General features: G+C 52.9%; 18 protein-coding genes. 2 read left to right on the top strand and 16 right to left on the bottom strand.

Annotated elements, in window-relative coordinates:
- Positions 1-7: 7 nt before the first annotated feature.
- Entirely contained in the window at positions 8-355 is a 348-nt protein-coding gene (locus I2G61_RS01330) for a diacylglycerol kinase (protein WP_072683479.1), read from the bottom strand.
- On the bottom strand, positions 356-817 hold the full coding sequence (gene ybeY, locus I2G61_RS01335; RefSeq protein WP_369802540.1) for an rRNA maturation RNase YbeY: 462 nt from the start codon (positions 815-817) through the stop codon (positions 356-358). It lies immediately after the preceding gene.
- A 234-nt stretch (positions 818-1,051) separates the two neighbouring features.
- On the opposite strand from ybeY, the gene I2G61_RS01340 reads away from it, so the two are divergent.
- Positions 1,052-2,743 carry a Na/Pi cotransporter family protein gene (locus I2G61_RS01340; protein ID WP_117892616.1) on the top strand — a complete coding sequence of 564 codons (1,692 nt, stop codon included), beginning with the start codon at positions 1,052-1,054 and terminating at the stop codon, positions 2,741-2,743.
- A gap of 138 nt (positions 2,744-2,881) precedes the next feature.
- Here I2G61_RS01340 and I2G61_RS01345 read toward each other — a convergent pair whose 3' ends face one another.
- The 14 genes from I2G61_RS01345 to I2G61_RS01410 all read right to left on the bottom strand — a co-directional run bounded on the left by I2G61_RS01345 (position 2,882) and on the right by I2G61_RS01410 (position 15,492).
- Positions 2,882-3,853, bottom strand: a complete 972-nt coding sequence (locus I2G61_RS01345; protein ID WP_195547792.1) for a hypothetical protein — start codon at positions 3,851-3,853, stop codon at positions 2,882-2,884.
- 197 nt (positions 3,854-4,050) lie between these two features.
- On the bottom strand, positions 4,051-4,692 hold the full coding sequence (phoU, locus tag I2G61_RS01350; RefSeq protein ID WP_006060209.1) for a phosphate signaling complex protein PhoU: 642 nt from the start codon (positions 4,690-4,692) through the stop codon (positions 4,051-4,053).
- 19 nt (positions 4,693-4,711) lie between these two features.
- Positions 4,712-5,467: a phosphate ABC transporter ATP-binding protein PstB gene (gene pstB, locus I2G61_RS01355; RefSeq protein WP_072683484.1), complete on the bottom strand. Its 756-nt coding sequence runs from the start codon at positions 5,465-5,467 to the stop codon at positions 4,712-4,714.
- A gap of 12 nt (positions 5,468-5,479) precedes the next feature.
- Positions 5,480-6,718: a phosphate ABC transporter permease PstA gene (gene pstA / locus I2G61_RS01360; RefSeq protein WP_295770435.1), complete on the bottom strand. Its 1,239-nt coding sequence runs from the start codon at positions 6,716-6,718 to the stop codon at positions 5,480-5,482.
- On the bottom strand, positions 6,715-7,656 hold the full coding sequence (pstC, locus tag I2G61_RS01365) for a phosphate ABC transporter permease subunit PstC (protein WP_195547793.1): 942 nt from the start codon (positions 7,654-7,656) through the stop codon (positions 6,715-6,717). Before pstC ends, pstA begins: the two co-directional genes overlap by 4 nt.
- A 76-nt stretch (positions 7,657-7,732) precedes the next feature.
- Entirely contained in the window at positions 7,733-8,680 is a 948-nt protein-coding gene (locus I2G61_RS01370) for a substrate-binding domain-containing protein (protein WP_195547794.1), read from the bottom strand.
- A 300-nt stretch (positions 8,681-8,980) separates the two neighbouring features.
- Positions 8,981-10,294, bottom strand: coding sequence for an ATP-binding protein (locus tag I2G61_RS01375; RefSeq protein ID WP_195547795.1), 1,314 nt, complete (start codon positions 10,292-10,294; stop codon positions 8,981-8,983).
- 15 nt (positions 10,295-10,309) lie between these two features.
- Positions 10,310-10,981, bottom strand: a complete 672-nt coding sequence (locus tag I2G61_RS01380; RefSeq protein WP_072683489.1) for a response regulator transcription factor — start codon at positions 10,979-10,981, stop codon at positions 10,310-10,312.
- Between the two features lie 3 nt (positions 10,982-10,984).
- Entirely contained in the window at positions 10,985-11,932 is a 948-nt protein-coding gene (locus I2G61_RS01385; RefSeq protein WP_072683490.1) for a PhoH family protein, read from the bottom strand.
- 17 nt (positions 11,933-11,949) lie between these two features.
- Positions 11,950-12,900, bottom strand: a complete 951-nt coding sequence (locus I2G61_RS01390; protein ID WP_072683491.1) for a sporulation protein YqfD — start codon at positions 12,898-12,900, stop codon at positions 11,950-11,952.
- Positions 12,890-13,087, bottom strand: a complete 198-nt coding sequence (locus I2G61_RS01395) for a YabP/YqfC family sporulation protein (RefSeq protein ID WP_006060198.1) — start codon at positions 13,085-13,087, stop codon at positions 12,890-12,892. Before I2G61_RS01395 ends, I2G61_RS01390 begins: the two co-directional genes overlap by 11 nt.
- 126 nt (positions 13,088-13,213) lie before the next feature.
- Complete coding sequence (locus I2G61_RS01400) at positions 13,214-14,179, bottom strand: hypothetical protein (RefSeq protein ID WP_139248548.1); 966 nt, start codon at positions 14,177-14,179, stop codon at positions 13,214-13,216.
- Between the two features lie 221 nt (positions 14,180-14,400).
- Positions 14,401-14,580 (bottom strand): 30S ribosomal protein S21, encoded by a 180-nt coding sequence (gene rpsU / locus I2G61_RS01405; RefSeq protein WP_020223152.1) that lies wholly within the window; start codon positions 14,578-14,580, stop codon positions 14,401-14,403.
- 258 nt (positions 14,581-14,838) lie between these two features.
- Entirely contained in the window at positions 14,839-15,492 is a 654-nt protein-coding gene (locus I2G61_RS01410) for a cyclic nucleotide-binding domain-containing protein (RefSeq protein WP_072683493.1), read from the bottom strand.
- Between the two features lie 111 nt (positions 15,493-15,603).
- On the opposite strand from I2G61_RS01410, the gene I2G61_RS01415 reads away from it, so the two are divergent.
- Complete coding sequence (locus I2G61_RS01415) at positions 15,604-16,521, top strand: DMT family transporter (protein WP_072683494.1); 918 nt, start codon at positions 15,604-15,606, stop codon at positions 16,519-16,521.
- Positions 16,522-16,725: the final 204 nt, after the last annotated feature.

A 16,725-nucleotide genomic window follows, 5' to 3' on the forward strand; every position in this document is an offset into this window, starting at 1 on the left:
TCCTGTTCTATCTTATTAGATGGCGGATGACGATCATCCCCCCGACGATCAGCGCCGCCAGGGATGCGCACAGCACAGCGCCCGCCGCCAGATCTTTTATCGTTTTAATGCGGGCATCCTGCTTGGGCTGAACAAAGTCGCACAGCCGCTCGATCGCGGTGTTCAAAATCTCCGCTGTGATGACCAGGGCCGCCAGCGTAATCACAAGCGCCCATTCCCAAAAGACGAAGCCCAGTCCCATCCCGGCCAGTCCGGCCAGCACCGCAAAGCCCAGCTGAATCGCCACGCTGCGGTCCTGCGCCGCCAGAATCAGTCCGTTCAGCGCCGGCTTGAATTTTTTGATCAGCGCGCGCATTTACGCCCTCGGCACCAGCGGATCCAGAATTTCATGCTGCAGATCGAACATGACCTTTTCCTCATCCGGCTGCATGTGGTCGTAGCCGAAGCAGTGCAGCAGCCCGTGCGTAAACAGGAAACAAATTTCCCGCCGCAGCGAATGGCCATATTCCTCGGCCTGACTGATCGCGGCTTCCACGTTGATAAAAATATCGCCCAGTTCGACTTCCGCTTCCTCGATCAGCTCAAATTCATCCTGATCATCACATGCCGCAAACGAAATCACGTCCGTCGGCCGGTCGACCTGCCGGTAATCGCGGTTGATCTCATGGATTTTGCGGGACTTCACGAAAATCACTGAAATGGTATAGTCGCCCTGCTTGTTTAAGACCTCCAGCGCATGCTCGGCGATCCGCTGGAAATCCGGATAGTTTTCTTTCCATTGCTTTTCCCTTGTCTTGTTGACAAACGTACAGGTTATCATCATCTTCACCTCTTGATTTTGCATTGCTATTATAGCATATTCTGCCTCTTTTCGACCGAAAACAAACGGCTTTTCCCGTTTTCTTTCACAAGTTGGGAAGCGCTGAAATCGCAAGTTTGTCAGATTTTGTCTGGAAATGTTAAATTTGTGTTAAAACTTCGTAATGATTCTGTTAAAATAAACGTGAATCAAGAGAAGAAAAGAGAAGAAACAGGAAAGAGAGAAAAACAAATGAATATCGTAGCGACGGAAATGATCACGCTGGGAGATATCTCGTGGGACATGATCCTCGGCGGATTTGCGCTGTTTTTGTTTGGCATCAAGTTTATGGGCGACGGCTTAAAAAATGTCGCCGGTCATAAGCTCCGGGAATACATCGACAAATATACGTCCAATCCATTAATGGCCGTGCTGGTCGGCATTGTCGTCACCATCGTCGTGCAGTCTTCCTCAGCCGCGACCGCGATCACCATCGGTCTGGTCCGCGCGGGATTAATGAAGCTGGAACAGGCGGCCGGGGTCGTCGTGGGCGCCAACATCGGAACGACGATGACGGCGTTTCTGATCGGCTTGAAGGTCGAGCAGTTCGCAATGTACTTCGTGTTCATCGGCGGCATGATCATCTCGTTTGGCAAGAAAAAGAAAACCCGCTACATCGGCGATATCATCCTCGGCTTCGGTCTGATGTTCTATGGTCTGAAGATCATGGGCGACTCGCTGAAAATGCTGAAGGATCTGCCAGCCTTCATCGAATTTGCCAAGGTGATGTCGGAAAAACCGCTGCTGGGCTTACTGGCCGGCACGGTGCTGACCGGACTGATCCAGGGCTCGGCCGCGACGATCGGCGTCGTCCAGAAATTATATGAATCCGGGGCGATGACCCTGAACGCGGCGATGCCGTTTGTCTTCGGAGCCTGCATCGGTACGACCGTCACCGGCGTGTTTGCGGCGATCGGCGGCAGTCTGGCGGCGAAACGAACCGCCGGTCTGCATACGCTGTTCAACGTGATCGCGGCGACGATCGGCATGATCTTCCTGCCGTTTTACATTCAGTTCATCACCTGGATCTCCGATCTGCTGCTGATCCCGCCAATGATGCAGATCGCCGTCGTGCATATCTTATTTAAGATCGTCGGCGTCATCGTTTATCTGCCGCTGCTGAACGTCATGTGCAATTTCATCAAGAAGCTGATTCCGGGCAACGAACCGGAGCGGATTGAAATCAACCTCGACGACATGGACGCCGGGATCGCGCATCAGATGCCGACCGCTGCGCTGGCCATTGCCAAACAGGCCGTTCTGAAAATGAGCACAGTCGTCGATGCCGCGGTCGACAAAGCCCGCGACTTCATGAATACGCGCGGCGGTTCCGATGAGAAGGAACTCGTCAATCAGACCGAGGATCTGATCAATTCCATCGACACCAAGATCACCAATTACCTGATGAGCGTTTCCAAGGAAAACCTGAACGACCGGGATATGCAGGATTTCAACCTGCACCTGCAGGTCATCAAAAATCTGGAGCGCATCGGCGACCTGTCGGTCAACCTCGTCGAATTCTTCGACATGGTGCATGAAGATAAAAACGACTTCAGCGACGGTGCGAAAAAAGACGTGCTGGAAATGTTTGAGCTGTTCAAGCACATGCTGAACACGTCGATCGGAATTTACCGCGATGAAGACTACGCGCAGTATTCCGCGTTGATGGAAGATGAGAATTACATGGATTTGCTGGAATACAAAGCCCGGCAGAAACATTTCGACCGGATGGCCCGCAACGAATGCGCAACGGCTGTCGGCGGCAGCGTCTACTGCGATATTCTGGGAAACCTGGAACGTATGGCCGACCATTGCTGCAACATCGCCCGCTGTTCGATCGAAGCCTCCTCCAGCAAGGAAGCACCGGTGCTCGAGCATCACTGATCCCGTCGATAAAACAAACAAAAGAAGCTGCCTTGACCGGATCGTTCCGGAAAATCAGCTTCTTTTTTTCATACCTTTCCAGTTTCTTTTTATAACGGCCAGACCCGCTCAGATCCTGCGCTTCCCGCAATGCACCGGCTATGAATGCCGGCCAGAGCGTGCCGCCAGCCATCCGGCCGCGGCGCAAAATCCAAAGCCCGCCGCGATCCAGCCGTACAGATGAAACAAATCGGTATACAGGAAATTCGTGTAGTAATTCCAGGCTACCCCCTGCAGCCGGTTGATCAGGATGATCAGAACCGGGATTTCAAGCACCGCGATCAGACCGGTCATACCGCAGCTGCGCCCCAGGATATTCAGGGCGGAAGCCGCAGGCGTCTGTTTTTTCTGCCGGCGCACTTCGTGCAGCGTCAACGCCAGCGCGGCCAGGGTGATTCCGGCGGCAATTCCGAAAAGCTGTCCTGACCGCTGATTCGCCAACGTATCAGAAACCGTGCTGTCCACGGCGATCGGCTGCTTGATGAATGTCATGTCCGGAAATTCCTGACGCAGCTGATAAATCAAGGCGATCCAATCCGACGGCTGTTCCGCAAAGAACCACAGCGTTGCGGTAGTCCCGGTCTGTTCCACGCTGTTGTAAAACGGTTCGACCCGAACGTCCGCGCTTTGAATCATCGTCATGTGCGGCGCCGATAAATCCTTTCGGTCAGCCGTATAATAGACCGGCCGCGCCTGGTTGAAGCTGATCTGCGGCGTTCCGGAAACCGGAAACAAATCATGCAGCGGATTTTTCATCCCGCCGTAATAAAAGCTCAGCCCGGATTCAGCGTCCGGCTTGACCTCCATCACCGCCAGCTTGCGGGCATTCAACCGGTCTTCCTCGCTGGCTTCGCTTTCCTGACCGACCGCGATCAGTTCCGCGATCCGCTCGCGCTGACGCGCCTGCTGTCCCGCGGTAAACTGAACTTCGTAACAAGCCGACGCATATCCCGCCGACGCCCATTTTAAACGCGGCATTTCCGCCATCATCTGCTTTTGCGCACTGGACTGGAACCCTTCAATCGTCGCAATCAGCGCCAACGTCAGTCCCAGCAGAAAGAGTTTTTTCATGTCTTCACCTCTTGAGTTTACCCTCAGTATAACGAACCCGACCCGCGGATGTCAATGTTCTGCGAAGAAATTCCCGCGAAGACCCGGAAGCCCGTTCCCCGTAAGACACGATCTCAAAATCCCACTTGACGCGGGGTTATCTTTTGATGAAAGCAAAAAAATCCCGCGCTTTAGCGGCCGGGATTCCTTACGGGCCTTCATCCGAAATCAATGTGCTGCCCTTTTACCTGATAGATCAGGTGCTCGCAGATATTTTTAGTATGATCGCCGGCTCGTTCAAAGTTGCGCAGCATCGCGACTAACGGCACGACATGTTCCATCTGCATTCCCTGCATAACGGCGGTTTCAATCTGTCCGGACAGCTCGGCAAACTGATCGTTGATCTGTTCGTCCTGCTGCGGAATCCGATACGCCTGCGCGACATCCTCCTTCTGATAGGCGTCCATCGCCGCGTCCAGCATCGCCAGAAACAACCGCCCGATCGCTTCCGCCTGTTCGCCGACAAACGGAGGTTCCGCCGGGCCTTTTTTGATGACGTAGTCTGCGATGTTCTTGGCGTAGTCGCCGATCCGTTCCAAATCCGAAGCGATTTTAATCCCGGCGATCACTTTGCGCAGATCCGTGGCCACCGGGGAAAGCAGCGCCAGCACCGTCTGCGCCTGATCGTTGATTTCCTCCTCCAGATGATTGACGAAGTCATCCATGTAGATTAACTGCAGCGCTTTCTCCTTATCGCCGCTTCGAAGAATGTCCAGCGCCAGCTCGTGCATCGTTTTCACCTTGCGGTACATCTGCAGGATCAAAGCCTGGAATGCGGCGAGCGATTCATCCATTTTCATAACTTATTCCTCCTGATTCCTAGCCGAACCGGCCGGTGATATAATCCTCAGTCCGCTGATCTGCCGGTTTGGAAAAGAGCTTGCGGGTCGTGTCGGCCTCTACGATTTCACCGAGCAGAAAGAACGCCGTATCATCGGAAACCCGGGAAGCCTGCTGCATCGAGTGCGTTACGATGACGATCGTATAGGTTGTCTTCAGCTGCTCGATCAGCTCTTCGATCTTCGCTGTCGCAATCGGATCCAGCGCAGAGGTCGGCTCATCCATCAGAATGACCTCCGGTTCCATCGCGATCGCCCGGGCGATGCACAACCGCTGCTGCTGACCGCCCGAGAGCGCCAGCGCCGAGTCGTGCAGACGGTCCTTGACCTCCTCCCACAGCGCCGCCGATTTCAGCGAGTGTTCCACAACGCCGTCCAGCACTTTCTTATCGCGGATTCCCTGACAACGGGGACCGTAAGCGATGTTGTCATAGATCGACATCGGAAACGGGTTTGGCTTCTGAAACACCATTCCGACCTCCGTGCGCAGCTGGACGACGTTGGTTTTTGAATCATAAATATTCTCGCCTAACAGGCGGATTTCACCGCTGATCCGGCAATTTTCAATCAGATCGTTCATCCGGTTCAGACACCGCAGAAACGTCGATTTGCCACACCCCGAAGGACCGATCAGCGCGGTGACCCGGTTCTTGCCGATCGTCAGATTCAGCTGTTTCAGCGCCTGTTTTTCACCATAATATAAATTCAAATCTTTTACTTCAAAACAAGTTTCCATAACGATTCCTTTCTAGCGGAAGCTTTTCTGCAGCCGCCGCGAAAGCAGCTTGACCGTCAGATTCAAGATCAGCACAAAGATCAGAATGATGATTGAGATCGCGCAGGCCAGTTCAAAGTTAGGCTGCTCGCCCGACATCACCGACCAGATGTGAACGGCCAGTGAAGTGCCTTGCTTCAACAAGCCTGGCTGATCGTTAATAAAGGTGCCCATCGTATAGATCAGCGCCGCCGATTCGCCGACTACCCGGCCGATGCTTAACAGAATCCCGCTGAGAATACCCGGCATCGCACAGGGCAGCGTGATCTTGAATATCGTCTGAGTCTGGCTTGCACCTAACGACAACGACGCGTCGCGCAGACCCTGAGGTACAACCCGCAGCGCTTCTTCAGTCGAGCGGATGATCGTCGGCAAAAGGATGATCGCCATCGTCAGCGCGCCCAGCAGAATATTCGTCGTCTTTGCCCCCATGGCCGCGGTGATCGGAAACAACACGCTGACGCCCATTAAACCATAAACGATCGAAGGGACGCCGGTCAGCGTTTCAATCCCGGTGCGGATCGCGGCGTTCACTTTGTTTTTTTTAGCCATTTCACTTAAATAGACAGCACTGGCAATGCCGATCGGCAGCGCGATCAGCAGCGATACCAGAATTAAGTACGCGGTGCTCACCAGCGATCCGCGGATGCCCCCGCCCGGTGTCTTGATAAACATTGACGTCAGCTTCGCCGCTGACCGATCCAATGTTTCCACTACTTCAGCAGCGCTTGCGGAAGCGAGCATACCGGTGAAGTCCGCTGTTCCGGAAGCGTCGGTAAAATCAATTTTTTCCACCTGCAGCCCGGCGCTCATGGCGACCGGTTTCCCCTGGTTCGCCCCGGCGCTGGTATCCACAGCCGACGTCAGCGGCGAATTCTCCGCCACGGCTTCGATCAGAACAAGCTGTTTCTTTTCATGGGAAAGATGGTCGACAAAGCCCACACCCCACTTTTCGCTCCACGCCACCTCAGCACCGAGCTTTTCCGGTCGCGGATAGCTCCCGGGCTGATTGCGTGATTCATCCAAAGCCACGATCTTGCTGAGGGACCAGTAATCGCTGCGCAGCAGATCCGCGTTGATCAAGGACAGACCATGACTGAAAATATACACGAACAGACTGGTCAGCACCACAACGGCCAGCGCTGCGCTCAGCACTGTCAGCAGCTGCAGAAAACGATCGCTGATCACACGCGGCATTCGATTGGTTTTCACTGTCCATTCCCCACTTTCTTCTTCATCCAGTTCAGACTGAGATTCGACAAAAGGATCACGACCATCAGCACCAGACCGACGGAGAACCGGATATCGTAATCCAGTCCGGTTGTTTCCTTCAATCCCGCCAGCATTGTCGATGTCAGCGTGCGGGTGATGTCGAACAGGTTGAACGTCGGGCCGAACAGCTTGTTGCCGGCCACCATCGCGACCGCTGTCGCTTCGCCAAACGCCCGGCCCAGCCCCAGAATTGCTCCGGCGAAAATCCCTGACTTGGCGCTGGCCAGGACAACTTTGAAATGGGTCTGCGTCGCACTCGCTCCCAAAGCCAGTGAACCCAGCTCCAGATCCGGATCGACCGCTTCGATGGCCGTCACCGCCAGCGAGGTGATCGTCGGGAAGATCATGATCGCCAATAACAGGATCACCGCAAGCAGCGAACTGCCCCCGGCTGTACTGACCCCCGCCAGCGACGCCAGCCCTTTCACCAGCGACGTAATCACCCCGGCCGCAAAGACGCCGTAGACGACGCTGGGAATCGACGCGAGCAATTCCACCACCGTTTTCATCAATGGTTTAACCGGCTTGGGTGCGATCTTGACGATGAACAGCGCCGTCAGCACCGCGATGGGAAAGGCCAGCAGCAGCGCTCCAAAAGCGGAGATCAGCGTATTGATCACGATAAATCCAACGCCGTAGACGCCCTGATCCTGCCGCCACAACGTTCCTAACAGGAAATCTTTCAGCGATATGGAGCCATAGGCATAGCCAGGTAAAAACGGCTGGATTCCTTTCATCAGAATAAACAGCGTGATCAGCACGATACAGCTGCCGGAAATCAGCGCCGCCAGAAAGAAAACGGCTCTGACCGTCCGGTCCGTTCTCTGCTTACGCCGGGCCTGGCCGGGGCGGATTCTCGCTTTCAGATTGCTTTCCATAACCTCATCCTTCCTTCGAAACGAAACCGCTCCGCCGGCAAACTAGCCGGGGAAGCGGTCGCATCCCGTTTACAAATTACTGAATCTGATCCCAGGACGTCACCGTGCCGGTAAAGATATCGTGAACCTGAGCCTGCGTCAGATTGGCAACGGCCGTATTCGCTTCATTGACAATCGTCACCACCGCATCAATGCAATACTGGCCTGAGGCCATCGCCGCCGATGTGTCTTCCTCGCCGCTTTTGAAAGCCCGCGAAGCAAAGCCGATATCCGCGCGGTTAGCACCGTCTTTTTCTGAACCGAGGACGCGCTTGTAGCCGTCGCCCGAACCGGTCTGGTTCATCGTGAACTGGAAGTTACCCGCCAACGGCTGGAACGCTTCCAGCGCAGCTTTCAGCGTTTTCTCCACGGATGTCGAACCGCAGGTCGCGATTGTGATCGCCGAGTTGTCTTCGTTGACGATCGGATGATTCGCCGCCAGTTCCGCCCAGGCTTTCCCCTGGCTCTTATCGACAACGCCGCCGGCCTTTTCCACCACCAGCATGCCTTCTGTGGAATTCTGCAGGAAGTCTAAGAACGCCGCGATCAGCTGTTCTTTCTCCGCACTTTCATAATCGCCGGCAGCCCGGGTTGTGAAGGCAAACGGACGCTGCATCCCATAGGTTCCGTCCAGAACCGTCGCTTCGCTCGGCGCCACGCCTTCAAAGTTCAGCGGCTTCACGCCGTTGGCCGCAAAATCCGTGGACAGCGACACATAACCGATGCCGTTTTCATCCGCTCCGACCTTGGTCGCCATATCGCCGTTGCTGGAAACTTCAATCGCGGAGGACGTCAGCTGTTCCGCAAAATCTCCAGCTTTTTCAAACGCTTCCCGCGTACCGGAAGTCGCGTCGCGGGTATAGACGTTGATGGCTGCGGACGCTGACGGCGTAGCTGTTCCTCCCTCTGTTGGATCTGTCTTGGGTGCTGTGCTGCAGCCAGCGACAAGCAGCGCTGTCAGTACGAATACAAATAATTTCTTCATTTCATTCATCCCTTTCTTGAACAGTTCCCAGTTTACCGCGCTACGATTAACAGAAAATGAAGCTTGCGTTAAGAAACGGTTAAAAAATAAATTACCCAAAGCATTGTCCTTTCTCTGTTCCCCCACATGGAAAAACATCTTTCAGCCGGCAGGCTGGCTGCCAAATCATGAATCAAGGCTGAAAAACGGAGGCTTCCTGTCAGGACATTCCTTTTTTTCCCATCCACCGCTCCCAACGAAAAACAAGCACAAAAAAAAGCCAGGGAATCCCTGACTGAGGACGATCTTTCTGGCTGGCTTTCAGCTTGAAGCGCCGGCGTTTGTATTCTGCGGCGAAGGTTCTGGAGGGCGTGAGGAATGTTCCGCAGGCGAAGGGTGATCCGCCGCGTCAGAACGAACCGGCAGCCGGATGACGAAGCGGCTTCCGCGGCCAACCTCGCTGTCAACCTCAATCTCGCCCTGATGCGCGCTCACGATCGCCTTGACGATCGCCAGCCCCAAACCGCTGCCCCCGCTGGCTCGGGACCGGGATTTATCTACCCGGTAAAAGCGCTCAAAAATCCGATCCAGATGTTTGGCGTCAATCCCGCAGCCGTCATCGCTGACCGTCAGCACCAGCCAATGATCCTGGCGCCGCGCCTGCATGCGGATATGCTCAGGCTGGCTGTGCGCCAGCGCATTGTTCAATAAATTGGCCAGCGCCTGATGAATTTTCTGTTCATCCAGCCAGAACGTTTCATGGGTTTGATCCTCTGCCTCCACGATCACGCCCTGACTTTTTGCCTGCGGCGCTGCCTCCTTAATCAGACTGTCAAACAACCCGCTGATCTCACAGGGCGACAGCTCCAGCGCCAGCGTACTCATAGATAAGCGCGACAGCTTCAACAGATCGGCGACTATCATTTCCAGCCGCTTCGTTTCCTTTTCAATCTGGATATGAAAATCCTTCATCGTCTTGGGATCGTCAAAATCATCCCGGTTCAGAATTTCTATCATCCCTTTGATTGCCGCAATCGGTGTTTTCAGCTCATGCGACGCATCGGCGATGAAGCGTTTCTGCATCCGTTCCTTTTCCATCGCCTGCGTAATATCCTGAAACACCAACAGACATCCGGTAAACCGGCCGTTCTCCTGAATCGGAACGGACAGGCATTGGAAGTCGACGTGGTTATAGCACAGATTGCGCACGATCGCATTCTCGCTCAAATACGCTTCCTTCAGAAACAACTGCACCTCAGGAGCAATCCGCTCGTCGCGATACGTGAATTCTTCCTCACCCTCTTCGCTCAGAAACCGGCTGAATCCTTCATTGTATAAAATCAGATGACCATAGGAATCCATCATGGCTAAGGGAGAAGGAATATTCGTCAGGATCGTCATGATCTGCTGCTGCTTCAGCGAAGCATCCTTGGCCGAGCTGCGAACCTGCGTTTTTAACGTCTGTTCTTTCGTCCGCATCGTTTCGCGCAGCGTATCCTGACTGTGCCACAGCAGCGCCATTGCGACCAGTCCGAGCAAGACCAGGGCGCTCCAGGCTTCCAATAAGCCCTGGGCACAGAACAGCGCCAGACCCGCGACAGTGACGATCAGAATTAGAGCTTCACTCGTTTTCATGCCTGCCTCCGCCGTTTATGCCTGAACTTCAAGTTTATAGCCGACCCCGCGCAGGGAGGCAATCTTCACGCCGCTGCCCTGCAGTTTATTGCGCAGCTTGAAAATGTGGACGTCAACGATCCGGGTATCCCCGTCGTAATCAAAATCCCAGATCTCGTTGAGGATGTTGTCGCGGGATAAAACGATCTGCGGATTGCGCAGCAGATATTCCAGCAGCTCAAATTCCTTTTTCGTCAGGCTGACCGGCTGACCGTTGACCGACACTTCCCGGCTTCCCAGATCCATCGTTAGACCACCCATTTCCAGCACCCTCCGGCTTGTCTTGACGATCCGTTTGACATGGGCCTGAATCCGCGCCAGAAGCTCGCGCGGGGAAAATGGTTTAGTGATGTAATCGTCGACGCCGGCCTCGAAGGCTTCCAGAATGTCTTCTTCCTCATCCTTCGCCGTCAGCATCATCATGACGCTGTCAATGCCTTTGCCGCGGAACAGCCGCACCAGCTCAATCCCGCTGATTTCCGGCAGCATCCAGTCGATGATCATGATATCAAAGCTTTCGTTCAGCCCCTTTTCCCGGGCGCTGGCGCCGTCTGAGCAGCCGGTGACGTCAAACCCGGCGTTTTTCAAATCGTAGCTGATCAGGTGGCGGATGCTGTCCTCATCCTCAATTAAAAGAATCCGCGGCATGCTCTATTCCCCCTTTTCACCATAGCGGTCAATGATTTTCTGCACCAGCGGATGCCGTACGACATCGTCGCTGGACAGCTGCAGTACGCCGATTTCCTCAATTCCTTTCAACAGGCCGACGGCGTCCATCAGACCGCTGCGCTGGGATTTCGGCAGATCCACCTGCGTCACATCGCCGGTGATGATCATCCGCGACTGAAAGCCCAGCCGGGTTAAAAACATTTTCATCTGGGCCGGCGTCGTGTTCTGCGCTTCGTCCAGAATAATCACGGCATCATCCAGCGTCCGCCCGCGCATATAAGCCAGCGGTGCGATCTCAATCGTGCCTTTTTCGATCAGCTTCTCTGTCGTTTCCGCACCCATCAGATCATGCAGCGCGTCATACAGCGGGCGTAAATACGGATCGACTTTTTCCTTCAGATCGCCGGGCAGAAATCCCAGGCTCTCCCCCGCTTCCACTGCGGGCCGGGTCAGAATGATCCGGTGAATCTCACCTTTCTTCAGCATACTGACGGCGTAGGCCACAGCTAAATAGGTCTTGCCCGTGCCGGCGGGGCCGACCGCGAAGACAATCGTTTTCTTTTCCATCGCTTCGATAAAGCTGCGTTGACCCTCGGTTTTCGGCGATATCGCCTTGCCGCTATGGGTGCGGGCCAGCACCTTGGACTTCAGATCGCCCAGATCGACCGCCTGCTGCTTGCGCTGCGTGCGGACTAAGTATCGGATTTCCTGCTCGCTGATCTGTTGGGAACGCCGGATCATCTTCAGCATTTCCTGCAGAATCTCCGCCACCGCTTCGGGATCCTGGCAGCGGATCGTAAACTGATTGTCGCGGAAGACAATCTCCGCCCCATACAGTTCGCATAAGCAGTTCAGGTTGCGGTCCTGGTAGCCGATCAAATCAGCCGCTTCCGACGCGCTCAGATGTTCCATCGACAGGACATAGGTCATGGTTTTCCTCCTCGAATTTAAGGTCGTGTCAGATCCTCCAGTAACGTATAGTGGATCTTCATCGTTATTGTACCCGCATTCCTGTCAAAAAGTAAAACATTTTCTTTGATAATTTTCTCATCCTCCTGCAGCTGCTCAGCGATCTGACTGCGGCAGTCCATCAACAGACGAAAAAACGCCAGCGCGTCATGCAGCGGGAAATCCGGTGCATCTGACAGCGAGCTTTCCACGGTGTACCAGGTGTAGCCGTAAACCTTGCCCTTGACATAGAGCGGTTGAGGCACCTCAAAGGCATCTTTCAGTTCATTGTCGATCAACAGATCCCCGGGGTGAACGATCTGGTTGATTTTTACCTTTTTCTCCCCATGCTGAACGTCAAAACGCACAACCATGCCTTCCTTCTGCGCATAAATCGGATCGTTGGTCAGCTGCGGAGTTTCAACGTATTCCTTATCCGTAAACTGAAGCTGCAGCCGCGAGCCTGTGCGAATGACCTCAGTCCAGCCCAACCGGTCCTCAAAGCTTTCCTTGATCAGAAATTCAATCGTTTCCGCCAGATTCTGATCGGCGGTGAAAAACGGCGCGGCATAGCCGTTCTCCGCCAGCTGCTGCTCGATCTGGCGCTGCAGGGTTGGATCCGTTCCGGTTACGCTGACCTGAACAATGCAATGGGAATAAAACATCCACAGCGCCGCCGCCAGCGCAACAGAAAACAACCGCAGCGGCTGCTGGAACTGGTGCAGCAAAAAACCGGTGACGCCGCTGGTCCGCAAACATTCCGCGTCCTGAAACAAACCGGTGATCCGCCGCCGGCTCGTCACCGGCGTCCAGAAAACCAGCCCTTCCGGGGTCTGCTTGAGTTCCATGACCTCGATATCCTGGCGCAGACATTGATTGAGAAAAAACGTCAGCGGTATTTTCAGCCGCCAGCAGTCCATGCCGAACAGAAAAGGCAGTCTATTCCGCATCGAACTTCACCCGCCTGATCTGCCCGGAAAGAATGATTTCGTCGGCGCTGAACACCCGGATATGAAGGCCGCTGCCTTCGACGATCATTCTGCCCTGTTTGGACTCGGTGATAATTTGTTCGGGGCTGACGAGGATCAGCCGCTCGAAGTCTTCGATCATGGCCTGTTTTTCACTGACTGTGATCATCGCGCACACTCCTTCCTCTGATGTAGGTTATGCGCCAGCACAGGCAAACATGAAAAAAGCGTCCGCAAAGGGACGCTGAGGCGTTATGATCCTGTCAGATCAAAATGACAACGAGGCGAAAGCGCGCTAATTCATTGACTCGGGAGTTGTCAGCGGCGACAGGGCGGCCGCCAGTTCTTCGCTGAGCTGTTCCGTCAGAATCAGATTCTCCACATGAACGATCCGGATTCCCAGCCGCTGCGCCAGATCGGCCAGAATGAATTCATACAGCCCGTGGTTGACCTGCAGGCGGGCAGGAATCCCGGCGATCAGGATAAATTCACGCAGGGCTTCTACCAATGCTGTGCACAAATCTTCCCGTTTGCGGAAACTGAATTCAATATGTGTCTGATGCCGGTTGGAGCACACCAGCACCAACATCCGAAACGCCACCGCAGTGCCATGTTCCGCTTCCAGCGGATCGAGCAGGCTGACCACATCCAGCTGCGCGGTTTCCCGCGTATGCTTGAGCTGACTGAGCTTGTCGGCTGCCGCTTCGTCGATCATACAGGCTGGACCTTCGATCCGCACAGCGCCCTCTTTCGGCACTAAACGCCAGCTCTGATCACTTAATCGTGCCGCTTCCACCCATTGTTCATCCGTCGTTTCCGGACCGTTGTACGCTGCCAGGATTTCGCTCAGCGCTTCAACGAGCAGCCGGGTTTCCTCAATCCAGCGGGAGGAAGGACGCACCTCCAGCAGACCGCAGTGAATATCGTTGATAAAAACCTGCAGTCCATCCTGCTGAAATAAAGCAACCTCCGCTTCCTCCGCGCAAAACGGCCGCCACATGATCCGCCGCGACGCCTGAACCGCCATGTGGTAGGAATCCTCCTGGGCCAGCGAATTGCCGACCAGCTGATCCCAGTCGTCATCACAGATTTCCAGCACCGTTTCCTCGCCCATCTGTAAAAACGAAGCGCATACCGGCGCGTCAAACAGCGGCAGCTCCAATTTGATGTTCATCATTTCCCATTGCTTATCCCGCCACTGCTGATAAACCTGTGCTAAGGCCCGCTTAAACTGCTGGAGTGCTTGTGTTGAACTTTGCATTGTGACCGTCTCCTCCTTCATTCTGATGCTTTCCTGCATCATCGCGCTGATCGCTTTTTCCGATCCGCTTTGATTTCAGTCTGTTCTTTAATTTACTGCTTTCGGATTTCCCTTTGATCCTTCGCTGGCCGTTACTGAGGATTCAAGGATTCAGCGATCATCCGCCTGTCCTCATTTCAGCCAGAAAAGCTCATCCTACGAAAAAAGAAGCTTGCGCTTCTTTATTTTGAACGTCTAGCCTTTCTTGCAGCCTCCGACTTCAATTTACGACGGACGCCTGGTTTTACATAAAACTCTCTTTTGCGAGCCTCAGCAAGGGTTCCGTTGCGAGAAACCTGACGCTTGAAACGACGTAATGCGTCATCCAATACTTCGTTCTCTTTTAAGACAACTCTTGGCATACTTACCCTCCCTTCTGATGCAAGCAGATATATTATAACCAAACCATCCGAAAAAAGCAACCTTTTCGGAACGATTTGAGGAATGTTTTTCAAGAATTTTCATTCGTTATTTCTTACAGGAAGACTGCACTGCACAGCTGCGAAATTGACAGCGCTTTCATTCGGACAGATCCCACTTTTTATTCATCCTGTTAAAAAAGAGCCCAATCTCAAAAGAACCCGATGAAACAGAAGCCGGGATGAATCATGCTCGATCTTTTAAAAAGAGGAACGTCGCTTTAATTCAATGTTATTCAGAATGTAGTACCCACTTTCTCTCTTCTCCAGAATTCCATCGCGGCAAAGCTTGCCTAAAATACGGAACAAATGCCGATAACTCATCCCCACTGAGGCAGAAACATCAGTAAGAATATCACTAAATACATTTTTATGCGAATTTTGCAGGATGTACGTACATAGACGATGCTCGCCGGAACATAGCGCTGATAATGTATAATTATCTGAACTTTTAGACAACTTGGCTGCCAGTTCGCCGCCTAAAAAATTAAGAAATCGAAGATTTACTGATAATTCGTCAGCACATGTCGGATAATTCACGGCGATACAGTCCAGGGCGGTGATCGCTTTAACCGTCGTTGTGGCATTTTTCTGTCTCATCATGAGTTCAATATCACCAATCAGACCGGAAGAAATGTAATAACACAAAATCAAGCTTTTTCCGTCGGGCGTTGTCCGGCAAACCTTCGCACTGCCGCTGATCACAATGAGGATCCATGGCATGGAAACACCTTCTTGACAAACATTTTCCCCGGGCGCAAAACGCAGGCAGCCGCAAGATTGAAGCGGAACATTTTCCAGGCCATATTCTGCGAGCTTATTTTCATGGGCTTTAGTAAGGGGTATATTCTCCATATCAATCACCTCAAATCAATTATATACGAATGCGTTTGAAAGCACTATGACCTATGTCCTATGCAGGATAAACAGAATTTTGTTATTCTCGAAGTAAAGAGGTGGTCTGAATTGTATCCGATTTTAGCGCTGGTTAACGGTATACTATTAGCCATTATGGTTTCAATAAACGGAGAATTATCGAAACAATATGGCGTATTCTCAGCATCCATATTGATTCATATCGCAGGCACGGCTTCCGCATCTCTCTGCCTTTTGAAAAAAGGAAAAAAGCCACTGTGGACGCATCATCCAAAATGGATTTATCTGGGCGGAGCGATCGGGGTCTGCACTACTGTATTTCAATGTATTGCGGCAGAGTCGATGAGTATAACCAGCGTCGTTGCACTGGGATTGCTGGGGCAGACAATTGCCTCCTTGTTCATTGATAAACTGGGTTTGTTGGGGATGAAGAAAAGACCGTTTCCACAATCAGCACTGATCAGTCTGTGTCTTTCAGTTCTCGGAATCTTCATGATGTTGGATGATGAAAATGCAGTCGTTGCGATTGGAATTGCGTGTGCCGCAGGCATATCCGTGGTCTTATCCAGAACCATCAACGCATATCTGGCAGAAAAAACAGGAGCGCTGCAGGGCGCGCTGATCAACCATCTGATCGGACTTCCTATTACAATACTGCTCGCCGCAGCCACCGTGAAATGGAGTGATCTTGTCCAAAGAGCACCGTTAAGCGGAACGTCTCAACCCTGGATTTATTTTGGCGGAGTCCTGGGTGTGGGGGTTGTGATGTTATTTAACATCATTGTTCCCAAACTCTCTTCATTTTTGCTGACCTCACTGGTCTTTATTGCGCAGATATTTACGGGAATTATCTTAGACAGTATGCAGGGGCTCTCCTGTTCTGATGCCTCTCTTTACGGTGGGCTTGTCATTGCTTTCGGCGTTGTTGTCTACATGGCCGCGGATCGCATTAACCCTTGCAAAAGAACAAAAGCGTCAGGAAAGTGTGGCAGAAACAAAACGGATTGAAGAAGAATACCAGAATGGCTTAAAAGAGAAACAGGTTAAAAATTGATTTATTTCATGGAACAACTCGAGATTTTATGCTGGATGATATAATCAGACACCTCTAAAATCTTCTTTGCATGCAAAAAGAGGAAGTTTTCAGCTTCCTCTTCGTTGACCGGCAGTGCCGGTTTTTTATTTTTCTTTTTTACGAATTCCAAGAGCAGC

It is taken from the genome of Holdemania sp. 1001095H_141210_F2, assembly GCF_015558105.1.
GTDB lineage: Bacteria > Bacillota_I > Bacilli_A > Erysipelotrichales > Erysipelotrichaceae > Holdemania.